Below are 25484 nucleotides of genomic sequence, written 5' to 3'. Positions count from 1 at the left end.
ATGACTCAACCAACGCTAGCCCGCAGCTGGGTGGCCTCCGCCAACGGTCACCAGGACTTTCCCCTGCAGAACCTGCCGCTGGGCGTGTTCAGTATCAACGGCTCGGCACCGCGCAGCGGCGTGGCGATTGGCGACTGCATTCTCGACCTGCACGCGGCCCTGGATGAGTTTGACGGCGAAGCCCGCCGCGCGGTGGAGGCGACTGTCGGCGGCCAGTTGAATGCGTTTTTCGAGCTTGGCCGTGGCCCGCGTTTGGCCTTGCGCGAACGCCTGCTGGAACTGCTTGCCGAAGGCAGCAAACTGCAAACCCGTGAGGCGCAAGTGCTGCACTTGGCCGCTGATTGCCAGATGCACTTGCCGGCAAAAATCAATGACTACACCGACTTCTACGTCGGCATCGAACACGCGCAGAACGTCGGCAAGCTGTTCCGTCCCGACAATCCTCTGCTGCCCAACTACAAATACGTACCGATCGGTTATCACGGCCGTGCCTCGACCATTCGCCCGTCCGGCACTGAGGTGCGCCGCCCTAAAGGCCAGACGTTGCCGGCCGGCCAGACCGAGCCAACATTTGGCCCTTGCGCGCGCCTGGATTACGAACTGGAGTTGGGCATCTGGATCGGCCAGGGCAATGCCATGGGCGACGCGATCGCGATTGGCGATGCGGCCGAGCATATCGCCGGTTTCTGCCTGCTCAATGACTGGTCGGCGCGCGACATCCAGGCCTGGGAATACCAGCCACTGGGCCCGTTCCTGTCGAAAAGTTTCATCACCAGCATTTCGCCCTGGGTGGTGACGGCCGAAGCATTGGAGCCGTTCCGCAAAGCCCAGCCGGCACGCCCCGAGGGCGATCCGCAACCGCTGCCGTACCTGCTGGATAAGCGTGACCAGGCCGCAGGCGGTTTCGACATTGAGTTGGAAGTGCTGCTGACTACCGCCGCGATGCGCAAGCAAAACCTGCCGGCCCATCGCCTGACCCTGAGCAACACCCAGCACATGTACTGGACCGTGGCGCAGATGGTTGCGCACCACAGCGTTAACGGTTGCCAATTGCAGGCCGGTGATCTGTTTGGTTCGGGCACCTTGTCTGGCCCGCAGCCGGGGCAGTTCGGCAGCCTGCTGGAGATTACCGAAGGCGGTAAAAAGCCGATTGAACTGGCCTCGGGCGAGGTCCGTAAGTTTCTCGAAGACGGCGACGAAATCATCCTGCGCGCGCGGTGCCGCCGCGAAGGGTTTGCCTCCATCGGGTTCGGCGAATGCCGTGGCACCGTCGTCGCGGCGCGTTAAAGAGGGCAGGGCGATGGAACTCTACACTTACTACCGCTCCACTTCGTCATACCGCGTGCGTATCGCCCTGGCGCTCAAGGGGCTGGACGTCACCGCAGTGCCGGTCAACTTGCTGGTGCCGCCGGGCGGTGCCAATCGCCAGCCGGACTACCTGGCGATCAACCCGCAGGGCCGCGTGCCGGCGTTGCGTACGGACGAAGGTGATCTGTTGATTCAGTCACCGGCAATCATCGAGTACCTGGAGGAACGTTATCCACAGGCGCCGCTGCTTTCCAAAGACCTGGCCACGCGCGCCCATGAGCGCGCAGTGGCGTCCATCATCGGCTGCGATATTCACCCGCTGCACAACTCCAGTACCCAGAACCTGTTGCGCAAGTGGGGGCACGATGAGGCGCAATTGCTGGAGTGGATCGGGCATTGGATCAGCCAGGGCCTGGGCGCGGTGGAGCAGCTGATTGGCGATAAAGGCTTTTGCTTTGGCGAGCAGCCGGGGATGGCGGATGCGTTTTTGATTCCGCAGTTGTATGCGGCGGAGCGTTTCAAAGTGCCGCTGGCGGCGTACCCGCGCATTGCGCGCGTGGCGGCGTTGGCGGCGCAGCATCCGGCATTTGTGCAGGCACACCCGGCTAACCAACCCGACACCCCGGACACACCCTAAATCAATGTGGGAGCGGGCTTGCCCGCGATAGCGCAGTGTCAGCCAGTGATGGCGCACATGACAGGCTGTCATCGCAGGCAAGCCAGGTCCCACAGTTGATCAGCGTTACCCTTATAAAAATAATAGGTACCTTGCGATGCACAATCAGATTGCCAGCTTTCGTGCGGCACTCGACGCCCGTCCGGTGTCGCGCTATCAGTGGTTGATCCTCGTGTTGCTGGCGTTGCTGCTGGTCACCGATGGCTACGATGCCCAGGTGCTGGGCTATGTGGTGCCGGCATTGGCCAAGGATTGGGGCCTGGAAAAAGCCGCGTTCGGCCCGGTGTTCAGCGCCAACCTGCTGGGCCTGACGCTCGGCTCGCTGTTGGTGACGCCATTGGCCGACCGCTTCGGCGTGCGCCGCATCCTGCTCGGCTGTGTGCTGATCTACGCCAGTCTCACGGTGCTGATGGTGTTTGCCAATTCCCTGACCACGTTGATGGCCGCGCGGTTTATCTGCGGCATCGGCATGGGCGGCGCGATGCCGAGTGCCATGGCGCTGATGTCGGACTACTCACCCCCGCGGATGCGCACCTTGATGGTGACGCTGGCCGCGTGTGGCTTTTCGTTTGGCGGCGCAGCCGGTGGTTTTGTCGCCGCCGGGTTTATCGAAGGCTACGGCTGGCAGGCGGTGTTCCTGGCGGGCGGCGTGACGCCGTTGCTGCTGTTTCCTTTCCTGATGTGGCTGTTGCCGGAATCCCTGCCGCGCCTGTTACGCGATGCACCGCCGTATGCGCGCTTGCGTAAAGTCACCGCGCGCATGCTGCCGGGGTGGCAACCGCCGCTGGCGAGTGAAGCGCAGAACCTTCAGGAGCAGGGCAGCAAACTGACGGTGTTGGAGCTGTTTCGCAACGGTTACGCGCGCCCGACCGTGCTGATCTGGGCAACCTTTTTCGTCAGCCTGATCCTGCTGTATTTCATGATCAGTTGGCTGCCGTCGTTGTTGCTGGAAAGCGGCCTGCAATTGAAGCAAGCCAATCTGGTGACCTCGATGTTCCTGTTTGCCGGCACCTTGGGCGCCATCGGCATGGCCTGGTTTGCCGATCGCTTGAAGAGCAAAGTGCGGCTGTTGTCCGGCGTGCTGGCCGCTGCTGCGGTGTGCACCATCCTGCTCGGCCTGAATCACGATAACCCGCGCTATCTGGTGGCCTGTGTGTTTGCGGCCGGGTTCTGCATCATCGGTGGGCAACTGACCCTCAATGCCTTCGCCAGCAATTTCTACCCGGCACACGTGCGCGCCACGGGCACCGGCTGGGCATTGGGCGTGGGGCGATTTGGGTCAATCCTGGGGCCGCTGTTTGGCAGCATGCTGTTGGCCATGCATATTCCGGTGCAGCAGATTTTCTTCTTCTGCGCGATTCCGGCGGTGATTGCGGCGTTGTTGATCATTCAGGTGCGTTCGCCTGGATCAGCTGCGGCGAAGGGGCCACTCCACAGCGATATTCTCAAAGCACCGGCCAAGCACTGATCTTGTTGGCTTGGCAGACTTTGTAGCGAGCTGGCGTGTTGTTGCGAGCGGGCTTGGCGTGGCGAGCGGGCTTGCCCCGCGTTGGGCTGCGAAGCGGCCCCAAAAACCTGCCACCGCGGTTTTTCTGAAGAGATGCGGTGACTGTATTGGGGATTGGGGATTGGGGCTGCTGCGCAGCCCAACGCGGGGCAAGCCCGCTCGCCACGACAAGCCATACGAACCGGAATAACCCGTTCAATGCACCACTGAATTGGGCGGCAAGTGCCCCAGCCGCTCGGTCAGGCGCAGGCGCTGGATCGGGTCGTCACTGAGCAACAACGCGTGCTCCAGGTCGAAGCGTTCGGCGCTGGGGCAATCCAGGCGCTGGTACAGGCTGGCCCGGGCCAGGTAATCGGCGGCACTGGCATTGCCCAATTCCAGCACGCGCTCGGCGTCGATCAACGCGGCCAGCGGGTTGTCGTTGGAGAGATGCAGTTGGCGCAGGTTGCGTGACAACCGTTGCAGGATCGAGCGCGGCTCGGCGGTGAGCAAGTGGTCGGCCTGTAGCTTGAGATTTGGGCCGTACTGGCGGTGCAGCAACTCACGGCAATCATTGGGGTACAGACGCCGCCCGCCGCATGGGTCCAGCAGGTGATCGGCGCCGGGCACGCGCAGCAGGAAATGCCCCGGAAAATTCACACCGACCATCGGAATGTCCAGGCGCCGGGCCATCTCCAGTGCGATCAAGCCCATCGCCAACGGCTGCCCGCGTTTACGCTGCAGTACCTTGTCGAGAAGGGCCGCGGCGGGGCGCAGTGGGGTGAAGTCATCCTGAGCGAACCCCAAGTCATTCATGCGCCGCAGCAGCGGCTGGCCGAGTTCATCCGCCGGCAACAAGGGCATGCCCACGCTGACCTGTTGTTGCAGCAGGGTCAGCGCTTGCAGGATCAGCAACGGCTGTACGGCCGGGTCGTGTTCGGCAGCAATCCACAGCGCGGCTTCAAACAGCGCTGGGGGTGAACGGTCCAGGCAGGCGAAAAAGGCTGTGCGGGGATTCATTGCGTTCTCCGGCGGATGCCCCCGTTTTAGCCTTGCTGCGAATTTTCGTCCAGTGACTTAAGAAATATCCGGCCTGCTTATGTCGCGGGGTCTGTGAATTGAGCCGGCTTATTCCAGCGCACTTCGGCAGTTTCCTACCGTCAGCCTATACTTGGGCCTCTACCAGAAGTGATTCGGGAGCTTGACGATGTTTGCTCTCATGCACAGCACCCGCCTTGAATCGCTGCACCTGAGCGTCGATCCGGTGACCGGGCTGAAGGCGATCATAGCCATTCACAACAGCCGCCTGGGCCCTGCCTTGGGCGGTTGTCGCTACCTGTCTTACCCCGACGATGAAAGTGCCGTGGCCGATGCCGCGCGCCTGGCCCAAGGCATGAGCTACAAGGCCGCCCTGGCCGGTTTGCCGGTGGGCGGCGGCACGGCGGTCATCATCCGCCCCGTACACGTGGAAAGCCGCGCAGCGTTGTTTGAAGCGTTTGGCCGTTGCATCGAAAAGCTCGACGGCCGCTTCATCACCTCCATCGACAGCGGCACCTCGGTGGCGGACATGGATTGCATCGCCCAGCACACCCGCTTCGTCACCAGCACCACTGCCGCGGGCGACCCGGCGCCGCATGCGGCCATGGGCGTGTTCACCGGCATCCGCGCCGCCGCCATGGCCCGGCTGGGCAGCGACAACCTGGAAGGTTTGCGCGTGGCCGTCCAGGGCCTGGGCAATGTCGGTTACGCCCTGGCCGAGCAACTGCACGCGGCTGGCGCCGAACTGCTGGTCAGCGATATCGATAACGGCAAGGTGCAACTGGCGATGGAGCAGCTCGGCGCGCACCCCATCGCCAATGACGCCTTGCTCAGCACGCCGTGCGACATTCTTGCGCCTTGTGGCGTCGGCGCCGTGTTCAATCGACACAGCGTCGGCCAGCTTCGCTGCGCCGCCGTGGCGGGTTCGGCCAGCGCGCAGCTGACCACCTTGGACATCGCCGACCAGTTGGAAGGGCGCGGCATCCTTTACGCGCCGGACTACGTGATCAATTCCGGCGGCCTGATCTACGTCGCCCTCAAACATAGTGGCGCCGAGTTGCCGGGCATCACCGCGCACCTGGCGAACATCGGCACGCGCCTGACGGAAATCTTCGCCCACGCCCAAGCCGAAAAACGCTCGCCTGCCCGGGTGGCAGATGAGCTGGCCGAACGCTTGCTGTACCCATAATCGGGCATTAAAAAGGCCCTGAATCAATGATTCAGGGCCTGTTCAATTCGGGCTTTATTCTGCCGTTGGGTTCAGCAACTCGGACAATGCGTCCGGTTGGCTCTTGAACGCCTTGGCAAATACATCGCGGTTCTTCGCCATGTAGATCCCGGCTTCTTCCACCTGCTGCTCGCTCAGGGACGGCACGGCTTTTTGCAACACTTCTGCCAGCAACTCAGCGAGTTCAAGCATTTTGTCATGACGGTCAGCTTCGGCTTTATCCATGAACAAACGCTCCAGATCTCGGCTGCTGCGGTATACCACTTCGACGGCCATTCACCACCTCACATGCCTTCACGATAGTTGTCTTTTGCGACTACTGTATTTATATACAGCTAAAAGGGTAAGCCAAACCACGGGGTTTGGGTAGCAGTTTTTTAATGTAGTCGGGAAATAGGCATTGAGCACTGCAGGAAGGCGCACGGATTTGAGGTTAGCGACTTACCTGTGACGACCTTGTGCCTCATGTCACGCGGCCACCATCTCAACTTCCAGTGTCTGGCCTTTTTTCTGCATGCAGAACAACCGTCACGTCCAACCCGCATTATCCGGTCGAGCCGACCTAAGGAAGCATCATCGTGAAAATCAACTGGGCCGAAAAACTGCGCCAGAACGTCCATGGGCTGGCTGAGTCGTTGGGTAATTTGTTTGTCGAGACATTCCACTACCTGGCGCTGTTCGCCATTGGTGCGGTGACCGCGTGGGCGGCGGTGATGGAATTTCTGGGGATGCTGGAAACCGGGCACATCAAGATCGATGACATTTTGCTGCTGTTCATCTACCTGGAATTGGGTGCGATGGTCGGGATTTATTTCAAGACCAACCACATGCCGGTGCGCTTTCTGATCTACGTGGCAATCACCGCACTGACGCGCCTGCTGATCTCCAACGTCTCCCACCACAACCCGCCGGACATCGGCATCATCTACCTGTGCGGCGGGATTCTGCTGCTGGCGTTCTCGATCCTGGTGGTGCGCTACGCCTCGTCGGCATTTCCTTCGGTGAAGGTTGAAGGCCCGCGTCGCAAAGGCGAGGCGAGCCTGGAAACCGAGAAGGGCGAGCTTTAAAGCCCGACGCTGAAGGGCAGGGCGCGAGCGGGCGGTTGCTGCAGCACTTTATGGTCGCCGTCCGTCATCACCGTCAGAATCTCCATGGCGCTGTGGCCCTGCTCGATGGCGATGCCGAACTGAATGCTTTGCACCAGCCGTTTGAGCCGTTGCGGGTCGTTGCGCTGTTCGGCGCTGATCATGCGTTTGGCGACCACGCCATCCTCGTTCGAGAGGGTGAGCATGATGCTGCCATCCAGCCGTTGGATGCTCAGGTTGACGCGGTATTTGGGCGTAAAGGTGTCGGTGATGATCTGAAAAGGATTGTCCATGGTGCGTTACCGCCTGATAAGAACATGCAGTCATTGACGACCGGCGTCTGGATTAGTTCGCGTTGCCTGACTACCGGCCACTCCGTCGCTGAGGTTTTCACAAGGTCCGTTTTCCTCAAGAGCTGTACAGCAAGGGGCGTGCCGTACAGCGATCTTCGCGCCAGTGAAGTCTGAATGTGCGAGCGGGCTTGCTCGCGAAAGCGGTGTATCAGCCAATAGATACTCGGCTGAAAGACTGCATTCGCGGGCAAGCCCGCTTCCACATTTGCTTTGTGCTGTGCTTGAGGTCAGTGGGCTATTTCAGGGCAATACCGAGAAAACGATCGCAGACAGCGCAATCAGACCGATCACCACCACAAACACATTCGACAGCTGGCCCGAATACTGGCGCAGAGACGGCACGCGTCGGATCGCGTACATCGGCATCAGGAACAGCAGGCACGCGATGATTGGCCCACCCAGGGTTTCGATCATGCCTAAAATGCTCGGGTTGAACGTGGCCACGGCCCAGCAGGTGAGCACCATGAACAGCGCGGTGCAGCGGTCCAGCCCTTTGGACGACATCGCACGGTCACGCCCGCGCAGGGATTTGACGATCAAGCCCTGGAAACCTTCGCTGGCACCGATGTAATGGCCCAGGAAAGATTTGGTAATAGCCACCAACGCGATCAACGGCGCGGCGTAGGCGATTACCGGGGTCTGGAAGTGGTTGGCCAGGTACGACAGGATCGAAATGTTCTGCGCCTTGGCAGCCGCCAGGTCAGCCGGCGACAGGGCCAACACGCAACTGAAGCAGAAGAACATTACGGTCAGCACCATCATGCCGTGCGCAGTGGCGAGGATGCCGCTGCTCTTGCGCTCGGCCTGGGCGCCGTACACGCGCTTTTGGTCGACGGCGAACGCGGAGATGATCGGCGAGTGGTTGAAGGAAAACACCATCACCGGGATTGCCAGCCACAGCGTTTTGAAGAAAACCGGCAGCGGCATGCCTTCGCTGGCGGAGGCGAAAAACGCGCCGTTCCAGTTGGGGATCAGGCTCACGGCCAGCAACAGCAGGGCAGCGACGAAGGGGTACACCAGCACGCTCATGGCCTTGACGATCACGCCTTGGCCGCAGCGCACAATGGCCATCAGGCCGAGGATCAGCACCAGCGAGAGGATCGCCCGAGGCGGCGGGGCCATGTGCAGTTGGTGTTCCATGAAGCTGCTCAGGGTGTTGGTCAGCGCCACGCTGTACACCAGCAAAATCGGGAAGATGGCGAAGAAGTACAGCAAGGTGATCAGCTTGCCGGCACCGACGCCGAAGTGTTCTTCGACCACGTCAGTGATGTCGCCGGATTTGCCTGACAGCACAAAGCGCGTCAGCCCACGGTGAGCGAAGAAGGTCATCGGAAAAGCCAGCAGCGCCAGCACGATCAGCGGCCAGAAGCCGCCGACGCCTGCATTGATCGGCAGAAACAAGGTGCCCGCGCCGATGGCCGTGCCGTAGAGGCCGAGCATCCAGGTGGTGTCGTGTTTGGTCCAGCCGGTGGTCACGGTTTTTTCTGACACAGGGTTTTCAGCAGCAGGTGTACGTACATCGGTCATCGATATTGCCTCGTTATTATTTTTGCGCGGGCTCACGTTCAGGACGGGTTGCAGTGCTCCGGTCAGCACTCCACCCAGCTGACCGCCAGGCCGCCCCGTGAAGTTTCTTTGTATTTGTCATGCATGTCGGCGCCGGTGTCGCGCATGGTGCGGATCACCCGGTCGAGGGAAATGAAGTGTTTGCCGTCACCGCGCAGGGCCATTTGCGTGGCGTTGATCGCCTTGACCGCGGCGATGGCATTGCGCTCGATGCACGGCACTTGCACCAGGCCGCCGACCGGGTCGCAGGTCAGGCCGAGGTTGTGTTCCAGGCCGATTTCGGCGGCGTTTTCCAGCTGCTCCGGGGTGGCGCCGAGGATATCGGCCAGGCCTGCAGCGGCCATTGCGCAGGCGGAACCCACTTCGCCCTGGCAGCCGACTTCGGCACCGGAGATCGAGGCGTTTTTCTTGCAGAGGATGCCGACGGCGGCGGCAGCCAGGAAGAAATTGACTACATCGTCATCAGACGCGTCGGCGTTGAACTTCATGTAGTAATGCAGCACCGCCGGGATGATCCCCGCCGCGCCATTGGTTGGCGCAGTGACCATGCGTCCGCCGGCGGCGTTTTCTTCGTTGACGGCGAGGGCAAACAGGTTGACCCATTCCATCGCCGACAATGTTGAAGTGATGACATTCGGCTTGCCGATTTCCAGCAGGCTGCGGTGCAATTTCGCCGCGCGGCGTGGCACGTCCAGGCCACCCGGCAAGATGCCTTCATCGCGCAGGCCTTGCTCCACGCATTCGCGCATGACCGACCAGATGTGCAGCAGGCCGCTGCGGATGTCTTCATCGCTGCGCCACGCGCGTTCGTTGGCCATCATCAGCTCGGAAACCCGCAGACCGTGCTTGTTGCACAAGGCCAGCAGTTCGACGGCACTGGAAAAGTCGTAGGGCAATTCAACATTGCTGGTCGGCGCAATGCCGGAAGCGGCTTCGGCCGCTTCGATGATGAAACCACCGCCGACCGAGTAATAGGTCTGTTCGCTCAGTAGGCCGTTGTCGCCATAGGCGTGCAGTGACATGGCGTTGGGGTGGTAGGGCAGGCTTTCCTCCAGCAGCAGGAGGTCGGTGTGCCAGTTGAAGGCAATTTCCTGCGTGCCTGCGAGCAGCAGTTGGCCGCTTTCGCGCAACTGTTGGATACGCGCGTTGATCGACGTCGGGTCGACCTTGTCCGGCCATTCGCCCATCAGGCCCATTACGCAGGCGCGGTCCGTGGCGTGGCCGACACCGGTGGCGGACAGCGAACCATACAGGCGCACCTCGACACGGCGCGTTTCGATCAGCAATTGTTGGTCGGTGAGGGCCTGGGCAAAGGTCGCCGCCGCCCGCATCGGGCCCACGGTATGGGAGCTGGAAGGGCCGATGCCCACCTTGAATAGATCGAAAACGCTGATAGCCATGCTAAAGCCTTACAAGTAATGGAGTAGGAATCGCTGCCATGTTTTGTAGGACGAGCGGAATTGGCGCGATACTGAGCCTCTGGAACGGCAGTGACCAACGAATTATCCTAAGACACCCTTTAGCAGGACTAAACCCTATGACCCGGCCTCTTCATGGCCAGACGTATGTCTGGCTGCACGTTTTTTCCTGTGCCGCGCGGCATTTGTCATTCACCCGCTGCGCCGAAGAACTGCACATCACGCCGGGGGCGGTGAGTCAGCAAATCCGCCAGCTGGAGGAGCGTTTGGGGTTTCGCCTGTTTCATCGACGCGCGCGCGGCGTAGAACTGAGCGCCGAAGGGCAGCGGCTGGCGGCGACGGTGGGCGAGGCCTACGGCAGCATCGATGCCGAGTTGCAGCGGCTGGACGCGGGAATGATCAGCGGCACCTTGCGCTTGCGCTCCATTCCGTCGTTTCTCGGTAAGTGGCTGACCCCGCGTTTGCCGCGTCTGCAGCAACGGTTTCCGGATATTCAGCTGCGCTTGGTCGCGGAAGACAGCAGCGTCGCCCTGCATGAGGGCGATTTCGACTTGGCCATCGACTTGAACGACGGCAGCTATCCCGGGCTGTTATCCACAGCCTTGCTCGATGAGCAGATTTTCCCGGTGTGCGCACCCAGCTTGTTGCGCGGGCGTCCGCCGTTGCATGGCCCGGCCGACCTGGTGCATTTTCCGCTGTTGCACGACATCACCGCCTGGCGTGGGAGTTATGAATACGCTGAGTGGGAGTTTTACCTGAATGCCATCGGCTACCACCACGCCGACGTACGGCGCGGGCATACCTTCAACCGCAATCACCTGACCATCGAGGCCGCCATTGCCGGCATGGGCGTGGCGATTGCGCGGCGCACCTTGCTCAACGACGAGCTGGAACGTGGCACCTTGATTGTGCCGTTCGGCCTCGCGGTGCCGAACCACAAACGCTACGTGCTGCTGTATGCGCCGGGCGCGCTGAGCCATCCGGGCGTACGCGCGGTGCATGACTGGCTGGTGGAAGAAGCGGGGATTTTTCGCGGATTGCACCCGTTGGGAGAGGGGCAATTGTAAGGTTGGCTAAGCGTAAGAAGATGTAACTAACTCCCCACCCTAACAGCGTTTTTGCTCGTCGTCAGGCTTAATTCGTAATATAGAATTTATCTTTGCAAAGGGGTTGAATTGTTCTTCTGAGTGCTCAATTGTGTAAACAAGAGGTCATGGTTTCACCACCCCGGTGTTGCAGTTTGTGACCTCCTGCGAGCTAGCTGAAATAAGGGAAGAACTATGCAAATCCAAGTCAATAGCGATAACCATATTGAAAGCAGCATCCGACTGGAGGAGTGGGTACGTACTACCATTGAGAGCACGCTCGAACGTTACGAAGAAGACCTGACCCGCGTCGAGGTCTACCTCAAAGACGAAAATGGCGACAAGCCCGGTCCCCACGATTTGAGTTGCCGCCTGGAAGCACGGCCAAAGGGCCATCAACCACTGTCGGTATTGCACAAGGCCGACACCCTGGAACAGGCAATCGATGGCGCAGCCACCAAGCTTGAGCACGCGCTGGAGCATCTGTACGGAAAATTACGCGGCAAACCACGCGCCGCCGGGCAAGCTCTGCCTGATACCAAGGCCGATGAGGCCGAACTCGAAGAGGAATTTCTGGAAAACGAACAGGCTGCGCTTAACGGCTGATAGCTGAGTGTTTTTTCAATCCAATCAAACGGGCCTGCATCTGCAGGCCCGTTTTCGTTTAGCTGCCGCGTCGAAAGAAATACCTGCTCAACAGCGCCAACCCACAAGCACCAAAGCCGGCAAAAAGCATCGCCCAACCGGCGCCATGGCGTAGGGCCGCCTGGGCATCTGCGGGTGCGAGCATCGGCGTGTCCAACTTGCCTGCGGCGATGTTCTGGCTGATCGCCGGCCAATCCAGGGCCGTGATATCGGGCAACAGGCCAGAGAGGTGATGACCGATGCCGAGCAACAGCACCAGTCCCATCAGTGCGATGTTGAGTGCCAGCGTGATCAGCCGCGCACTCAGGTCAATGCCCGAGGCCATACCCGCGCGGTCGGCCGAGACGGAGCCGGTGGTGGTGTTGCTGGTTGGTGAGTTGGTCAGTGCCAGCCCCACGCCAGCCGTCACGCAGCTGAAAAGCACGAGTACGACGCTCGGGTGTTCGGCGCCATTGGCCGCCGCCATCCCCATAAAACCTGCACCCATCAGGCCCAGGCCCAACGGAATGATGCGGTCGGCGCCATAGCGCAGGGCCAGGCGTTCAGCCAGCGGCGGCACCAGCAAGGTGGGCAAGGTGTAGGCGAGCAGGGCGCCGCCGGTGGTCATGGTGTCGTAGCCCAGGCCCGCCTGGAAGTAGAGCGGCAGGTAGATCATGAACGGCCAGAAGCTGAAGTTCATGCCAATCGAACCCATCAAGGCGCCGTTGAAGCGCTGAATACGAAACACCGAGAAATCGAACATCGGGTGAGTGCTGCGGCGCTCGACAGCGATGAACAGCAGCAGCGCCATCAGCGACAAGCCTGCCCAGAGCAGCATGGCCGCTGAGCCGAAGCCGTGCTCGCTGCCCTGAGTGATGAAGTAGACCAGGGCGAACACCGACAGTGTCAGGGTCAGCATGCCCGCGATATCCAGACGATGGCCGGCCGGGTCGCGCGACTCCTGCACGCTGATGCGCAGCAGTACCAAGGTCAACAAGGTCAGCGGCGCATGGACCAGGAACACCCAGCGCCAGTCCGCGACTGCCAGAATCAACGCCCCCACCATCGGCCCGAAGCCAAGGCCCACGCCCGCGATCACGCCCCAAATCGCGAAGGCACGCGCCCGCGTCGTTGGTTCACGGAACTGGTGCGAAAGAATCGCGAACTGGCAGATCATCATCGCGCCCGCGCCCACGCCCTGAACAAAACGCGCTGCGATCAGCGTAGGCGCATCGTTCGCCAGGCCACATGCCAGCGAGGCCAAGCCAAACAGCCACAAGCACAGCACCAGCATGCGCCGCCGGCCAAAGCGATCAGCCAGTGTACCGGCTGCCATCAACACGCTGGTGCAGGCCAGGGTGTAAGCATTCATGATCCATTGGGCATCCTGAAAACCTGTGCCCAGCTGCTGTTCCAGGGTCGGGAGGATGACCGGCACGCTGGAGATTTCCAGGCCGAACATCAGGGCGACGAGGCAGACGGCGGTGAGGGCAAGGCTATCTCTGGCGGTGCGCGGGGCGCTGACGGCCGATACAGCGGCGGCGGGCGGCATGGGGTGTTCCTTACGGTTGAGTGGAAACGCTATTCTCGCGGGAACAGATTTCCTTATTCGTGATAATTTTTCCTTTGATAAGGGAATCAAGAGCGACAATAGAATCATGGCCAACCCGCGTTTTGATGGCGTTGAACTCTTTTTGCAGATCGTTGAAAGCGGCAACCTGACCGAGGCCGCCGAGCGGCTCAACCTCACGCGCTCTGCGGTGGGTAAAGGTTTGGCGCGACTGGAAGCTCGCCTGGGCACCTGCCTGTTGCAGCGCTCCACTCGCCGCCAGCGTCTGACCGAGGACGGGCAGGCGTACTACGAGCATTGCTTGCGCGCACTGGCCGAGTTGGAGGCCGCCGAGTCGGTGTTGGAGAGTGGCCGGCAGCAGCCGCGCGGGCGGTTAAAGGCGAGCCTGCCGCTGGCGTTCGGTCACCACTACGCGGCGCCTGCTTTGTGGGGCTTGATGGACCGTTATCCGCAATTGGAGATCGAGATCTCCTTCTCTGACCGGCTGATAGACCTGGCACAGGAAGGCTTCGATGTGGCCGTGCGCATTGGCCCGCTGCCGGACACCGACCGCCTGAGCGCACGCCGTTTGGGCGAGCAGTCCGTGGGGTTGGCCGCGTCACCTGCGTACGTGCAACGTGTCGGGCCAATTGAGTGTATTGATGACCTCGCCAGCCACCGAGGCATTGCCTACCGTTGCAACAATTCGTATCGCTCGGTGATGACCTCGCCTTTGGTGCTGGACGACCTCCAGGCCGTGGCCGATGCCGCCATTGCGGGCGTGGGCCTGGCGTGGTTGCCGAGCTGGTTGATTGCGCACTATGTGCTGCGCGGCCAACTGGAAGCGGTACTGCCGAGCTACCGCGACCAGCCTGCGCCGATCCATGTGATTTGGCCCACGGCCGCACACATGCCGGCCAAGACACGCTGCGCAATCGATGCCTTGGTCGCCGGCACCCCAAGTTGCCTGGCGGGTAGCTGACCCTGACCAACAAACCCGATCACCCTGTGGGAGCTGTCGAGCCCCAGCGAGGCTGCGAAAGCGGCAGGTCAGGCAACTTGGACAGCGCCTGTGCCGCCGCCTTCGCAGCCTCGCCGGGGCTCGACAGCTCCCACAGTTGACCTCTATTGCGGGTGAGATTTATGCATCGTTGCGATGCTTTTGCGAACCGTGATCTGACTGACAAACCCGATCCCTTGTAGGAGCTGTCGAGCTTTAGCGAGGCTGCGAAAGCGTTGGGCCAGGCACCTTGGATAGCGCCTGTGCCGCCGCCTTCGCAGCCTCGCCGGGGCTCGACAGCTCCCACAGTTGATCTCTATTGCGGGTGAGATTTATGCATCGTTGCGATGCTTTTGCGAGCCGCGATCTGACCGAAAAAAGCCGATCCCCTGTGGGAGCTGTCGAGCTTTAGCGAGGCTGCGAAAGCGGTGGGGCAGGCAACTTGGACAGCGCCTGTGCCGCCGCCTTCGCAGCCTCGCCGGGGCTCGACAGCTCCCACAGTTGATCTCTATTGCGGGTGAGATTGTGCATCGTCGCGATGCTTTTGCGAGCCGAGAATTGACCGACAAAGCCGATCCCCTGTGGGAGCTGTCGAGCTTTAGCGAGGTTGCGAAAGCGTTGGGCCAGGCACCTTGGATAGCGCCTGTGCCGCCGCCTTCGCAGCCTCGCCGGGGCTCGACAGCTCCCACAGGGTTTTGCATCGTTTGTAAGACCCCAGTTCTTGGCTGGAGCTTTTATGACTCAGGCAATCAGAACGCGATGGACGTCTGCACATACACCGTGCGCGGCTCACCGACGTATTTGCCTTTGTTGTTATCGTCGAACGAGCGGGTGTAGTACTGCTTGTTGAGGATATTTTTCACACCGACTGCCACGTTCAAATCCGACAGCTGTGGGCCGAAGTCATACGCCGCGCGGCTGCTGAACAGCATGTAGCCTGGGATGCGTCCGGTACTGCCGTCGGCACTTTCCGCCTGGGTGTTGGCGTTGTCGGCGAACTGGCTGCTCTGGTAGCTGCTGTCCAGGTTGAGCTTCCAGCGGCCTTCGGTGTAACCGACGCCCACGGTGCCTTTGTGCTTGGAGGAGAAGGGCACGCGATTACCCTTGTTCGGGCCGTCTTCGCGGATGGTCGCGTCGACGTAGGCGTAGGTGGCGTACACATCAAAACCGGCCAGCGCCGGGCTCAGCCCGTCAAGGGCGTAGTTGAGGCTCGACTCGATGCCTTGATGGCGCGTTTCGCCGCGGGCGATCACCGAATCGTTGGTCTGGTTGCTTTCGTACTGGTTGTCGAAGTTGATCAGGAACGCGCCGATTTCCGCACGCAGGGTGCCGTTGTCATACCGCGTGCCGAGTTCCCAGGTGCGGGCTTTTTCCGGCTTCACTTCGCCGCTGGTCACGCGGTTGGGCATCTGGCTGTACTGCACGCTGCCGAACGAGCCTTCGGTGTTGGCGTAAAGATTCCAGTCTTCGGTCAGGTGGTAAAGCACGTTCAACGCCGGCAGCGCGGTGTTGTAGTCGCCCTTGTATTTGACGTTGGTCAGGTTGTTGCTCTGCTGGGACTCGATCATCTCGTAGCGGATGCCTGGGGTGATGGTCCACTTGCCGATATCGATGCGGTCATCGACGAAAAACGCGTTGGCCTCGGTGGCGCCACGCGTGTCGCGGTCGTTGCGGCTGTTGGTGTCGGGCAGTTGCTGGTTGGCGCTGATCGGCGTGCGGTAGCGCAACTCGTGCCCGGCTTCGTTGATGTAGCGGTAGCCGACGCCCACTTCGTGGCTGGTGGGGCCAAGGTCGAAGCCTTGGGCGAAGCGGGTTTCGAGGCCGCGTACCCAATACTCGCGCGGCGACAGCGAGAGGAAGTTGCCCTGATCCAGGTAGCCATTACGCAATGTGGTAGTGAAGAAGGTGTTGGCGGTGAATTCGCGGCGGTCTTCCTGGTAGCGGTAACCGGCGTTGAACATCGTACGGCGACCCCAGAATTTGTCGTAGGGGCGGGTGGACTGATACGGATCAGCCTTGTAGTCCTTTACGTTCAAGCCACCGGGCATATCGGCCTGGCCTTCGTAGTACTGCGCCATGGCGTTGAAGCTGTTGGCGTCGTCCAACTGGTATTTGCCTTTGAGGATCAAGTCGTCAATGCGCGTGTTGCTGTTTTCGCGCCAGTCGCCGCCACGGGTGCCGGAATACAAAATGGCGCCGCCCAGGCCGTTATCGGCCGTGCCGCCAGCCAGCAGGTTGCCGGTGGTCTTGAAGCCATCATGGCTGGAGGACGGGCTGGTCTCGGTCTGCAAGCCGCCTTTGACGGTAGGGGCATCCGGGATTGCGCGGGTCACGAAGTTGACGATGCCACCGACGTTTTGCGGCCCGTAACGCACCGCGCCGCCGCCGCGTACCACGTCCACGGCGTCCATGTTGCCCATGCTGATCGGGGCGAAGGACAGCTGCGGTTGGCCATACGGCGCGAAGGGCACCGGGATGCCATCCATCAAGACGGTGGAACGCGAGGCGAGGCGTGGGTTGAGCCCACGAATGCCGAAGTTCAGCGCCATGTCGTGGCTGCCGGTGCCGTTGTTTTCCGGGGCGTTGACGCCGGGAATGCGGTTGAGCACGTCACGCGCCTGGGTCGCGCCCTGGCGCTCGAACTCGTCGCGGCGGATCACATCACGCGCGCCGGGGTGTTCGAACACGTTGGTTTGCGCCGCGTCGCCGAGCCAGTCGCCGACCACGTTTGACGTTTGCAATTGGAGAGTGGCCGGGGCGCTGGCCGGTTGCAGGCTGTAGGCGTTATCGCCCTCGGCGCAGGCTTGCAGGCCGGTGCCTTCCAGGAGTTTTTGCAAGCCTTCGTCGGCGCTGTAGTTGCCCGACAAACCCCGACTCTGCATACCCGCTGTGACCTCGGAACCGAACGAAATCAGCACGCCAGCCTCGCGACCAAATTGGTTCAGCGCGGCTTCCAGGGTCGCTGGGGCGATGTGGTACGGCTTGGCATCGGCGGCCATTACAGAGGGCAGCGCGGTAAGACTCAGGCTGGCGCCCAGTAGGAGTTGGCGCAAGGTGCGGGCAAGAAGCGTCGGTTGCTGGGGCATGAAGGGCGGTCCTGAGAAGGTAGGATCAAGGTGGCTTTCCTTCTCTGTCACGCGAGGTGTGGAAAACGGCTCATATTTTTTAAAATAATTTACGCGCGTGCCTCAACGGTCACCCAGTAGCGGGTAAAACGCCGCACTTTCACCGGCAGGCTGACTTCCAACAGGTCGAGAATGCGTTCGCTGTCGTCCAGCGGGTAACTGCCGGAAAGCAGCAGGTTGGCCACTTGCGGGTCGCAATTGACCTGGCCTCGGCGATAGCGGCCCAACTCGGCGAGGAAATCGCCCAGGCGCATGTGGGCGGCCACCAGCATGCCATCGGCCCAGGCGCCGCTGTTGGCGTCGGTCGGGCGCGGGGTGTCCCAGCCTTTGCGGGTGAAATTGACTTGGCGCGAGGCCTCGACGGTCAGCGGCAGGCCGCTGTAGTGGTTGGGCATTACCTCGACATGGCCATCGAAAACTGCCAGTTGCGTGTGGTCGTTGAACTGACGCACGTTCAGCCGCGCCGCCTGGCTGCTGAGCAGGCCTTGGCCGGTCAGCACGTGCAGCGGCGTATCGCCGGGGCGGGCGGTCAGCAAAATCTCGCCTTCGAGCAAGCGCACCAACCGTTGGCTGCCGTCAAAGTGCACATCCACTGCGCTGCCGGTGTTGAGCTGCAACTGGCTGCCATCGGCCAGCTGCACCTTGCGTCGTTGGCCCACGGGGCTGCGGTAGTCGGCGCTCAGCGGCGGCAGAATATGTTGCTGGCGCAGGCTCCAGGCCGCGGCCGAACCGGCGCCGAGAATCAGCAGTAGCTTGAGGGCCTGGCGCCGGCTGCTGGATTTGGGCGCGTTCAAGGCAGCGTGCGCCAAGGGCGAGGGCATGCCGCGCAGGCGTTGGTTGACGCGCTGGATATGGTCCCACGCGCGCTGATGTTCGCTGTGGGCGTCCAGCCATTGCTCCCAGGCCGCTTGCTGGCGTGGGTTGAGTGCGCCTTGCTGCATTTCCATCAGCCAGTGCACGGCTTGTTCGGCGACTTGCGTGGAGAAGTTCATAGGGCGAAGTAGCAGCGCATGGCGGCTTTATTCAAATGGCGTTTGACGGTGGCGATGGAAATACCCAGCTCGGCGCCGATTTGCGCGTAGGTCAGGCCGTCGAGCTGGGCCAGCAGGAAGGCGCGTTTGACCTGAACGGGCAGGCCGTCGAGCAGTTGGTCGAGCTCCAGCAAGGTCTGCAGGATGATTGCGCGTTCTTCTTCCGACGGCGCCACGTGTTCGGGCATTTGCGCCAGTGCGTCGAGGTAGGCGCGTTCCAGGTCCTGACGACGGTAGAAGTTGAACAGCACGCGCTTGGCCACGGTGGTGAGGAACGCGCGGGGTTCGATCAGCGTTGGCGCTTCCCGCGCGGTGAGCACACGGATGAAGGTGTCCTGGGCCAGGTCGGCCGCGCTCTCCGGGCAGCCGAGCTTGCGTCGCAACCAGCCGGTGAGCCAGTGGTAATGGTCGTTGTACAGAACTTCAACGGGGGTGGACGGCTGCAACGCGATCACTCCATAAGCATCGGCATGCTTTAGAGAACAAGAATTGTTCGCATTGTAGGGCGCGTGACGGGGTTCGGCAATCCGCCAGGACCGGTGATTCATCCGTTCTCTTTTGCTTATGAGAATATTTATCATTAATATTGCGCGCTGATGACCCTGGCGCCTCCCGTATGAAAAGCAAACCCTCACTTCCCGTTGCCTATCGCCTCGCCGTAACCTCGCGCGTGCTGGCTGCCGTGGTCGGCGGATACCTGATGGCGTCCCTGGCGGCCGTCTGCCTGGCGTTGTGGATGCCCGTGTCCCGGGCCGACGCGGTGATCACCGGGATGATGAGTTCGTTTGTGTTCTACCTGTTGGCGGTAATCTGGTGTTTTGCCTGCCGTACGGCAGGGCGAGCCTGGTTTGGCGTGATGCTGCCGAGTGCGATGTTTGCCACGCTGGCGGGCATCGGTTTGTGGATGACGCGCACATGAAAGAGGGCTTTCGCCAGGCGATGGCCTGGTTGCACACCTGGGCTGGACTGATCTTTGGCTGGCTGCTGTTTGCGATTTTCCTGACAGGGACCTTGTCCTATTTCAAGGACGAAATTACCCACTGGATGCAGCCCGAAGTGCAGGCTTATCCGTTGGATGACGCGCGTAGCCTCGCCGCCGCCCAAACCTATCTGCAGCAACAGGCGCCCAACGCCGCGCGCTGGTTTATCACCCTGCCGGACAGCCGCGATCCTGGCCTGTCGGTGATGTGGCAAGACAAAGTCGACCCCGGCAAACGCGGCAACTTCATCCAGAAAGTCCTCGATCCCGTCACCCGCCAGCCCGTGCAGGCGCGTGAAAGTATGGGCGGCGAGTTCTTCTATCGCTTCCACTTTCAGCTGCAGATGCCTTACCCGTGGGGGCGCTGGCTGTCGACCATCGCCGCGATGGTGATGTTTGTGGCACTGATCACCGGCATCATCACCCACAAGAAAATCTTCAAGGACTTCTTCACCTTCCGCCCACGCAAAGGCCAGCGCTCCTGGCTCGACGGGCATAACGCGGTGGGCGTGCTGGTGCTGCCGTTTCACTTGATGATCACCTACAGCAGTCTGGTGATCTTCATGAGCATGGTGATGCCCGCGCCGATCGTGGCTTCCTACGGCGACGACAGCCGTGCGTTTTTCAACGACGTGTTCCCCAATACCAATAACGCGCCGGCGCTCGGCCAGCCGGGTGCATTGCTGCCGTTAGGGCCGATGTACGAGCAAGCGCGCCAGCAATGGGCGGGTGGGCATGTTGGCCGTCTGGTGGTCAACAACCCTGGCGATGTGAACGCCTCGGTCAATGTGGTCCGCGCAGGTGCCGACCGCGTGGTGCACGATTTCGGCAGCAGTGTGTCGTTCAACGGCACCACCGGCGAGTTGTTGCGGGTCAGCGGTGAACAGTCGTTGCCGGCGGCGATTGGCGGCAGTTTCTACGGCTTGCACATGGGCCATTTCGCCGGCCCGGTGCTGCGGTGGTTGTACTTTATCTGCGGCCTGGCGGGCACGGCGATGATCGGCACGGGCCTTGTGATTTGGCTCGGCAAGCGTCAGCTCAAGCACGCCAAAACCGCTGTGATGCCGTTTGAATTGCGGCTGGTTGAAGTGCTGAACATGGCCAGTATGGCCGGGCTGATGATCGCCATCGCGGCGTTTTTCTGGGCCAACCGGTTGTTGCCGGTGAGCTTCGCCGAGCGGTCCGACTGGGAAGTGCAGGCCTTCTTCATTGCCTGGGGCCTGAGCCTGTTGCATGCCGTGCTGCGTCGAGGCTGCCAGGGCTGGGTTGAGCAACTGAGCCTCGGCGCCTTGCTGTTTGTGGCCATTCCACTGCTCAACGCATTGACCACCTCGCAGCACTTGGGCGTGTCACTGGCCAGCGGTGATTGGGCCATGGCCGGTTTTGACCTGACGTGCCTGGCCAGCGGCCTGTTCCTGACCTGGGCGGCCTGGAAGATGCAGCGCCGCGCGGCGCCGCAGCCCAAGGCCGAACGCGCACGCGCATTGAAGCTCAAGCAGGAGGCGAACTGAATGCTGCTCGCCCTGTTGATGTGCTACGCCGGGTTTACCGCGCTGTGCCTGTCCACCGACCGCCATCACGGTGAACTGCTGCACAGCAAACCCTCACCACCGCGACGCCTCACGTTGCGTGTGGCCGGTTGGCTGCTGCTGGTGCTGTCGATGTGGCCGGCCGTGGCGGCCTCGAATTGGGCGCAGGGGTTGGTGGAGTGGTGCGCCGTATTGATGCTCAGCGCACTGCTGCTGGTGTTGCTGTTGCCGTATCGGCCAAGGCTGGCCTTGATTCTGGCGGGCGTCGGCCTGCTGGCCAGTCCTGTTGCGGCGTTCGCCTTACTCTGAGCTTCCCATGATGATCAGCACCCCACCCGAATCCCAGGACAGCCAGCACGCCGATGCGGCCGGTGGGCGTGCGCATTTCCTGCAGGTGTTTTTGTCGCAGCGCTCGCAGATGGAAGCGCTGGTCAGCCGACGCGTAGGCTGCCGGGCGACGGCGGCCGACCTGGTGCAGGACCTGTTCCTGCGCTTCTGGCGGCGGCCGCTGGTGCAGGTCGAAGAACTCAGCACCTACTTGTTGCGCTGCGCCGGCAACATCGCCATTGATCACTTGCGCAGCGAAGGCGCCCGGGTGCGCAGCAGTGAGGGCTGGTTGCCGGAGCAGCAGGACAACCAGGGTTCCGAGCCCCAGGCGGCGTTTGAAGCAGGCAATGACCTGCGCCATGTCGAAGCCGCCCTGCGCAGCCTGCCGGAGCGCACTCGGCAGATTTTCCTGCTCAACCGCATCCACGGCCGCAAATATGCGCAAATTGCCCAGGCCATGGGGCTGTCCCAAAGTGCCGTGGAAAAACATATGATGCGTGCCCTCGAAGCCTGCAAAGCCAGCCTCCGCGAACCCTCGTCCCCACGCACGCCAGGGAAAGCACCGTGAACGTCACCCCCACGCCTGCCCAGGAGCAGGCCGCACTCGAATGGTTGAGCTTGTTGCATGACCAGCCCAGCAGCGGTGACCAGGCCACGTTCAGCCGTTGGTTGCGTGCCGATCCCGCGCACGTCGAGGCCTATGCTCAGGCCCAGGTGTTGTGGGAATTGAGCGAGGTGCCGGCACGCAAACTGGCGGACGAAGACGCCTTGGCCTTGCAGGGCTACCTCAACGCGATGAACACCTCGAAGCGCTCGCGTGCGGTGCGCTGGTCCGGCGCCCTGGCCGTGGCCGCGTGCCTGCTGGTGATGGTGTCGATGGGCGCCGGCTGGCAGCCGTCGCGCTGGGTCGATGACTTCGGTGCTGATTACGTGACGGCGCCGGGGCAAGTGCAGACCGTGACCCTGGCCGATCAATCCCAAGTCACGCTGGATGCCGACAGCGCCATTGCCGTGGACTTCAGCCACGGCGAGCGCCACATTCAGTTGCGCCGCGGGGCGGGTTTTTTCAGCGTGACCCACACCGGCCAGCCCTTTGTGGTGGCGGCTGGCAGTGGCGAAGCGCGAGTGCTCGGTACGCAGTTTGAAGTGCGCCTGCAACCGGCCGGCGCTCAGGTGACGGTGCTGTCCGGCCGCGTGGGTGTCACGCCGTCAGGCCAGGGCCAACAGCAAATTCTTACGGCAGGCCAGCAAGTGGCCTACGCCGACGGTGTGGCCGATACTCTGCACGCGGTCGACAGCGAATCACGTCTGGCATGGCGCGATGGCTGGCTCAACTACTACAAGGTGCCGTTGGCGGATGTAGTCAGGGACCTTGGCCGTTACTACCCGGGCCGGATCCTGCTGATCAACGACGAGATGGGCGCCAAGCGCGTCAGTGGCAGTTTTCCAAGCAAGGATCCCTTGGCAGTTTTGAGTGCCTTGCAGGCCGTTCTGGGTTTTGAACAACACGCTGTGCTGGGTCGCATGATTGTATTGCGCTAGACACGAATGCTTCGATCGTCACTTTCAGCGTGGCGATTCTTTCAAAAATTTCCCCTTGCCGGTTTTTTACATGGCGCTGTAGGCCAGGTATCCCGGTGCCTGTAGAGCGTTCATTTAACCTTCATCCCAATTGCCAAAACCTGTCACCAAACCGTTACACGGGCCAAGGATGATCCCCGGATTCCTGAGCAGGTGGTCAGGAAGATTGGCGTCGCCGTTCACCCGGTTTTGACAGCCAGTACCTCCCTCCATAACAACAGATAGATGCACGTAAGGGATCTACTCGTGAAGATCAACACACTCTCTGCCCTGCTTTTAGCATCGGGCCTAGGTAGCTTTGCGCCGCTGGTTTTGGCAGACACCACTCAGGATGTCGGTTCGGTGAATGTTGCCGGCAAACAAACCCTGGGCAATGGGCACATGATTCGCGAAGAAAGTGCCAAGGCGCGGTCGACGGTAACCAAGGAAGCCATGGACGAAATGTCCGCGACCGCCAACGCCATCGACAAGCTTAAATACACGCCGGGTATCAACGTATCCAGCGACGACGCCAGCGGCACCAGCGGCACCAACTTCACCATGCGGGGCATGAGTTCGGACCAGGTCGGGGTGTCTGTCGACGGCGTGCCGATCAACGACTCGGGCAACTACAGCGTGTATTCAAACCAACTCGGCGACCCGGAAAACCTCGCCGAAGTGTTTGCCACCCAGGGCTCCTCCGAGGCGGACGGCCCGCACATCGGCTCCAGTGGCGGCAACATCGGCATGATCACGATTCGCCCGACCAAAGAGTCCGGGCTGTTCGCCAAACAGATCGTCGGTGCCAATGACCTGCGCAAGACGTTCGTGCGGGTGAACACGGGCGATTTTGGTGGCCTCAAGAGCTGGGTGTCGGCCTCTCACCTTGAGGGTGACAAGTGGCGCGGCAAAGGCACGCTGCGCAGTGACAAAGTCGAGTGGAGCAGCCTGTTTGAAGACGGCAACGGCAACTCCACCCTGGCCACGGTGAAATACAACAACCAGGAAAATTACAACTACAACACCCTGAGCAAGTCGCAGTTCGAGACCGATGGGCGCCGCAAGGACTACTCGGAAACGGCGGTGTACAAGTCGGGTTTGCTGTCGTCGTCCTACAAGCTCAATCGCAACCCGTTCGAAAGCGTCAACGCCACGCTCACCCAGCGCTGGCAGTTGCAGGACAACCTGGCGCTGACGGTCACGCCCTATTACTACTGGGCCAACGGTGGCAGCTTCAGCGGCCAGACCGCATCCAACCTGGGGCCGAAGTCTGATAAAGCCGGCAACTACAACCTGAGCAACCTGCAATCGGCCAACTATTACCGGCCATCGTGGACCGAAACCTGGCGCCCTGGGGTCACCGCGAAAATGAAATGGGACATCAACGAAGAACACAGCCTGGACTATGGCTACTGGTATGAACGCGCGCGCCAGCGCCAGACCCAGCCGTTTATCGGCATCAACGGCGAAGGCGCGCCCGATAATGTGTGGGGCGATTACAACAGCGGCGGGCAGGTCGTCGACAAGAACGGCGCGACTGTCCAGGGCCGCCACTACTACACCGTTACCCCGTCGCAGAAACTCTGGGTGCAGGACAGCTGGCAGGCCACGCCGGACCTGAGTTTTGTCGGCGGCGTGGCGTACCAATACGTCGAGCGTGACGGCAACAACCTGGGCAGCCTGTACGACAAGCCAGAAAAACGTAACACCCGTTATCACCAGTTCCTGCCGAGTTTCAGCGCCAAGTACCAGGTCGACGAAAGCAACCAGACCTTCTACAACGTCACCCGCAACATGCGCACGCCGCCCAACTATGTGCTGTACAACAAGGGCGACTCGGTCAGCCTGAAGTCTGAGTTGAGCTGGAACCAGGAGCTGGGCTGGCGCTACACCGAAGACGACATGGCGTTGAGCGCGACCCTGTTCTACATCAGCTTCAAGGATCGCCAGGTGTCGACCACCGATTCTGCCGGCGACTACATGGTGCTCAACGTCGGCAGCGTTGATAACAAAGGCCTGGAACTGGAGTGGAGCGGTTTGTTGCCGCATCACTTCAACTACTACGCCTCGTACACCTACACAAAGTCCGAGCAGCAAGACGATTTGCTCAGCAAGAATGTGCTGTTGCCGACGGCGGGCAAGCAACTGGCCAACGTGCCGGAAAACATGTTCAACCTGGTGTTCGGGTATGACGACGCGCGCTTCTACGGCAACATCGCGGGCAAGTACGTCGGCAGCTTCTATGGCGATCTGACCAACAAGGAAAAAATCGAAGGCCGCACGGTGTTCGACCTGAACGCCGGTATTTACTTGCCGGTGGACAAGAAAGTCATCAAATCGGCAGCGTTGCGCTTCTCGATGCTTAACGTGTTCGACAAGCAATACCTGAGCTCGGCGCGCACCGTGGCGTTCAACTCGGCACCGGTGAATGGCCTGGCGCCGAGTACGGCGTATTACAACGTGGGGGAAGAGCGCACGGCGATGGTGTCGCTGGAAGCCAACTTCTAACTAAGGCTG

The 25484-nt window shown here is 61.4% G+C and carries 23 protein-coding genes; 14 read left to right on the top strand and 9 right to left on the bottom strand.

Annotated elements, in window-relative coordinates:
* From fahA to L8K08_RS04395, 3 genes are all read left to right on the top strand, one after another.
* Positions 1-1287, top strand: coding sequence for a fumarylacetoacetase (gene fahA, locus L8K08_RS04405; RefSeq protein WP_242194554.1), 1287 nt, complete (start codon positions 1-3; stop codon positions 1285-1287).
* A gap of 13 nt (positions 1288-1300) precedes the next feature.
* Positions 1301-1945: a maleylacetoacetate isomerase gene (gene maiA / locus L8K08_RS04400; RefSeq protein ID WP_242194552.1), complete on the top strand. Its 645-nt coding sequence runs from the start codon at positions 1301-1303 to the stop codon at positions 1943-1945.
* 136 nt (positions 1946-2081) lie between these two features.
* On the top strand, positions 2082-3452 hold the full coding sequence (locus L8K08_RS04395; RefSeq protein ID WP_242194550.1) for an aromatic acid/H+ symport family MFS transporter: 1371 nt from the start codon (positions 2082-2084) through the stop codon (positions 3450-3452).
* A 234-nt stretch (positions 3453-3686) separates the two neighbouring features.
* Here the strand turns inward: L8K08_RS04395 and L8K08_RS04390 are convergent, their stop codons facing one another.
* Positions 3687-4490, bottom strand: coding sequence for a tetratricopeptide repeat protein (locus tag L8K08_RS04390; RefSeq protein WP_242194548.1), 804 nt, complete (start codon positions 4488-4490; stop codon positions 3687-3689).
* 187 nt (positions 4491-4677) lie between these two features.
* On the opposite strand from L8K08_RS04390, the gene L8K08_RS04385 reads away from it, so the two are divergent.
* On the top strand, positions 4678-5697 hold the full coding sequence (locus L8K08_RS04385; protein WP_145161336.1) for a Glu/Leu/Phe/Val dehydrogenase dimerization domain-containing protein: 1020 nt from the start codon (positions 4678-4680) through the stop codon (positions 5695-5697).
* A gap of 54 nt (positions 5698-5751) precedes the next feature.
* Here L8K08_RS04385 and L8K08_RS04380 read toward each other — a convergent pair whose 3' ends face one another.
* The gene (locus L8K08_RS04380; protein WP_016974596.1) at positions 5752-6012 is read right to left on the bottom strand and encodes a YebG family protein; all 261 of its coding nucleotides are present in this window, start codon (positions 6010-6012) and stop codon (positions 5752-5754) included.
* 302 nt (positions 6013-6314) lie between these two features.
* On the opposite strand from L8K08_RS04380, the gene L8K08_RS04375 reads away from it, so the two are divergent.
* Positions 6315-6803 carry a phosphate-starvation-inducible PsiE family protein gene (locus tag L8K08_RS04375; protein ID WP_106579492.1) on the top strand — a complete coding sequence of 163 codons (489 nt, stop codon included), beginning with the start codon at positions 6315-6317 and terminating at the stop codon, positions 6801-6803.
* On the opposite strand, the gene L8K08_RS04370 is transcribed toward L8K08_RS04375, so the two are convergent.
* The 3 genes from L8K08_RS04370 to L8K08_RS04360 form a co-directional block, all read right to left on the bottom strand.
* On the bottom strand, positions 6800-7114 hold the full coding sequence (locus tag L8K08_RS04370) for a DUF3509 domain-containing protein (RefSeq protein WP_242194545.1): 315 nt from the start codon (positions 7112-7114) through the stop codon (positions 6800-6802). The two genes, L8K08_RS04375 and L8K08_RS04370, sit on opposite strands and share 4 nt — an antisense overlap.
* Positions 7115-7414: 300 nt before the next feature.
* Positions 7415-8701, bottom strand: coding sequence for an HAAAP family serine/threonine permease (locus L8K08_RS04365; protein WP_242194544.1), 1287 nt, complete (start codon positions 8699-8701; stop codon positions 7415-7417).
* 62 nt (positions 8702-8763) lie between these two features.
* The gene (locus L8K08_RS04360) at positions 8764-10140 is read right to left on the bottom strand and encodes an L-serine ammonia-lyase (RefSeq protein WP_242194542.1); all 1377 of its coding nucleotides are present in this window, start codon (positions 10138-10140) and stop codon (positions 8764-8766) included.
* 137 nt (positions 10141-10277) lie between these two features.
* Between L8K08_RS04360 and L8K08_RS04355 the strand changes: the two genes are divergently transcribed.
* Both L8K08_RS04355 and L8K08_RS04350 read left to right on the top strand, forming a co-directional pair.
* Positions 10278-11225 (top strand): LysR substrate-binding domain-containing protein, encoded by a 948-nt coding sequence (locus tag L8K08_RS04355; RefSeq protein ID WP_145161345.1) that lies wholly within the window; start codon positions 10278-10280, stop codon positions 11223-11225.
* A gap of 213 nt (positions 11226-11438) precedes the next feature.
* Positions 11439-11849 carry an HPF/RaiA family ribosome-associated protein gene (locus tag L8K08_RS04350; protein WP_106579487.1) on the top strand — a complete coding sequence of 137 codons (411 nt, stop codon included), beginning with the start codon at positions 11439-11441 and terminating at the stop codon, positions 11847-11849.
* Positions 11850-11907: 58 nt separating this feature from the next.
* On the opposite strand, the gene L8K08_RS04345 is transcribed toward L8K08_RS04350, so the two are convergent.
* Positions 11908-13419, bottom strand: coding sequence for an MFS transporter (locus L8K08_RS04345; RefSeq protein WP_242194540.1), 1512 nt, complete (start codon positions 13417-13419; stop codon positions 11908-11910).
* A gap of 106 nt (positions 13420-13525) precedes the next feature.
* Here L8K08_RS04345 and L8K08_RS04340 point away from each other — a divergent pair, with 106 nt between their 5' ends.
* Positions 13526-14398 (top strand): LysR family transcriptional regulator, encoded by an 873-nt coding sequence (locus L8K08_RS04340; protein WP_242194538.1) that lies wholly within the window; start codon positions 13526-13528, stop codon positions 14396-14398.
* 767 nt (positions 14399-15165) lie between these two features.
* Here the strand turns inward: L8K08_RS04340 and fecA are convergent.
* From fecA to L8K08_RS04325, 3 genes are all read right to left on the bottom strand, one after another.
* The gene (gene fecA / locus L8K08_RS04335; protein WP_242194536.1) at positions 15166-17502 is read right to left on the bottom strand and encodes a TonB-dependent Fe(3+) dicitrate receptor FecA; all 2337 of its coding nucleotides are present in this window, start codon (positions 17500-17502) and stop codon (positions 15166-15168) included.
* An 89-nt stretch (positions 17503-17591) separates the two neighbouring features.
* Complete coding sequence (locus L8K08_RS04330; protein WP_242194534.1) at positions 17592-18533, bottom strand: FecR family protein; 942 nt, start codon at positions 18531-18533, stop codon at positions 17592-17594.
* Complete coding sequence (locus tag L8K08_RS04325) at positions 18530-19018, bottom strand: sigma-70 family RNA polymerase sigma factor (protein WP_242194532.1); 489 nt, start codon at positions 19016-19018, stop codon at positions 18530-18532. Before L8K08_RS04325 ends, L8K08_RS04330 begins: the two co-directional genes overlap by 4 nt.
* Before the next feature lie 170 nt (positions 19019-19188).
* Between L8K08_RS04325 and L8K08_RS04320 the strand changes: the two genes are divergently transcribed.
* The 6 genes from L8K08_RS04320 (at position 19189) to L8K08_RS04295 (ending at position 25475) form a co-directional block, all read left to right on the top strand.
* Positions 19189-19491: a DUF3649 domain-containing protein gene (locus L8K08_RS04320; RefSeq protein WP_145161357.1), complete on the top strand. Its 303-nt coding sequence runs from the start codon at positions 19189-19191 to the stop codon at positions 19489-19491.
* Positions 19488-21062 (top strand): PepSY-associated TM helix domain-containing protein, encoded by a 1575-nt coding sequence (locus L8K08_RS04315; RefSeq protein ID WP_242194530.1) that lies wholly within the window; start codon positions 19488-19490, stop codon positions 21060-21062. Before L8K08_RS04320 ends, L8K08_RS04315 begins: the two co-directional genes overlap by 4 nt.
* Positions 21063-21389: a DUF3325 domain-containing protein gene (locus tag L8K08_RS04310; protein WP_242194527.1), complete on the top strand. Its 327-nt coding sequence runs from the start codon at positions 21063-21065 to the stop codon at positions 21387-21389.
* A gap of 7 nt (positions 21390-21396) precedes the next feature.
* Positions 21397-21975 carry an RNA polymerase sigma factor gene (locus L8K08_RS04305; protein WP_242194526.1) on the top strand — a complete coding sequence of 193 codons (579 nt, stop codon included), beginning with the start codon at positions 21397-21399 and terminating at the stop codon, positions 21973-21975.
* Positions 21972-22949: a FecR family protein gene (locus L8K08_RS04300; RefSeq protein WP_242194524.1), complete on the top strand. Its 978-nt coding sequence runs from the start codon at positions 21972-21974 to the stop codon at positions 22947-22949. Before L8K08_RS04305 ends, L8K08_RS04300 begins: the two co-directional genes overlap by 4 nt.
* Positions 22950-23234: 285 nt before the next feature.
* Entirely contained in the window at positions 23235-25475 is a 2241-nt protein-coding gene (locus L8K08_RS04295; RefSeq protein WP_242194522.1) for a TonB-dependent receptor, read from the top strand.
* Positions 25476-25484: the final 9 nt, after the last annotated feature.

It is taken from the genome of Pseudomonas sp. TREG-RG-20F-10-E-6-01 (genome assembly GCF_022662455.1).
Taxonomy (GTDB): Bacteria; Pseudomonadota; Gammaproteobacteria; order Pseudomonadales; family Pseudomonadaceae; genus Aquipseudomonas.
This window is presented reverse-complemented; position numbering and strand designations above follow the sequence as displayed.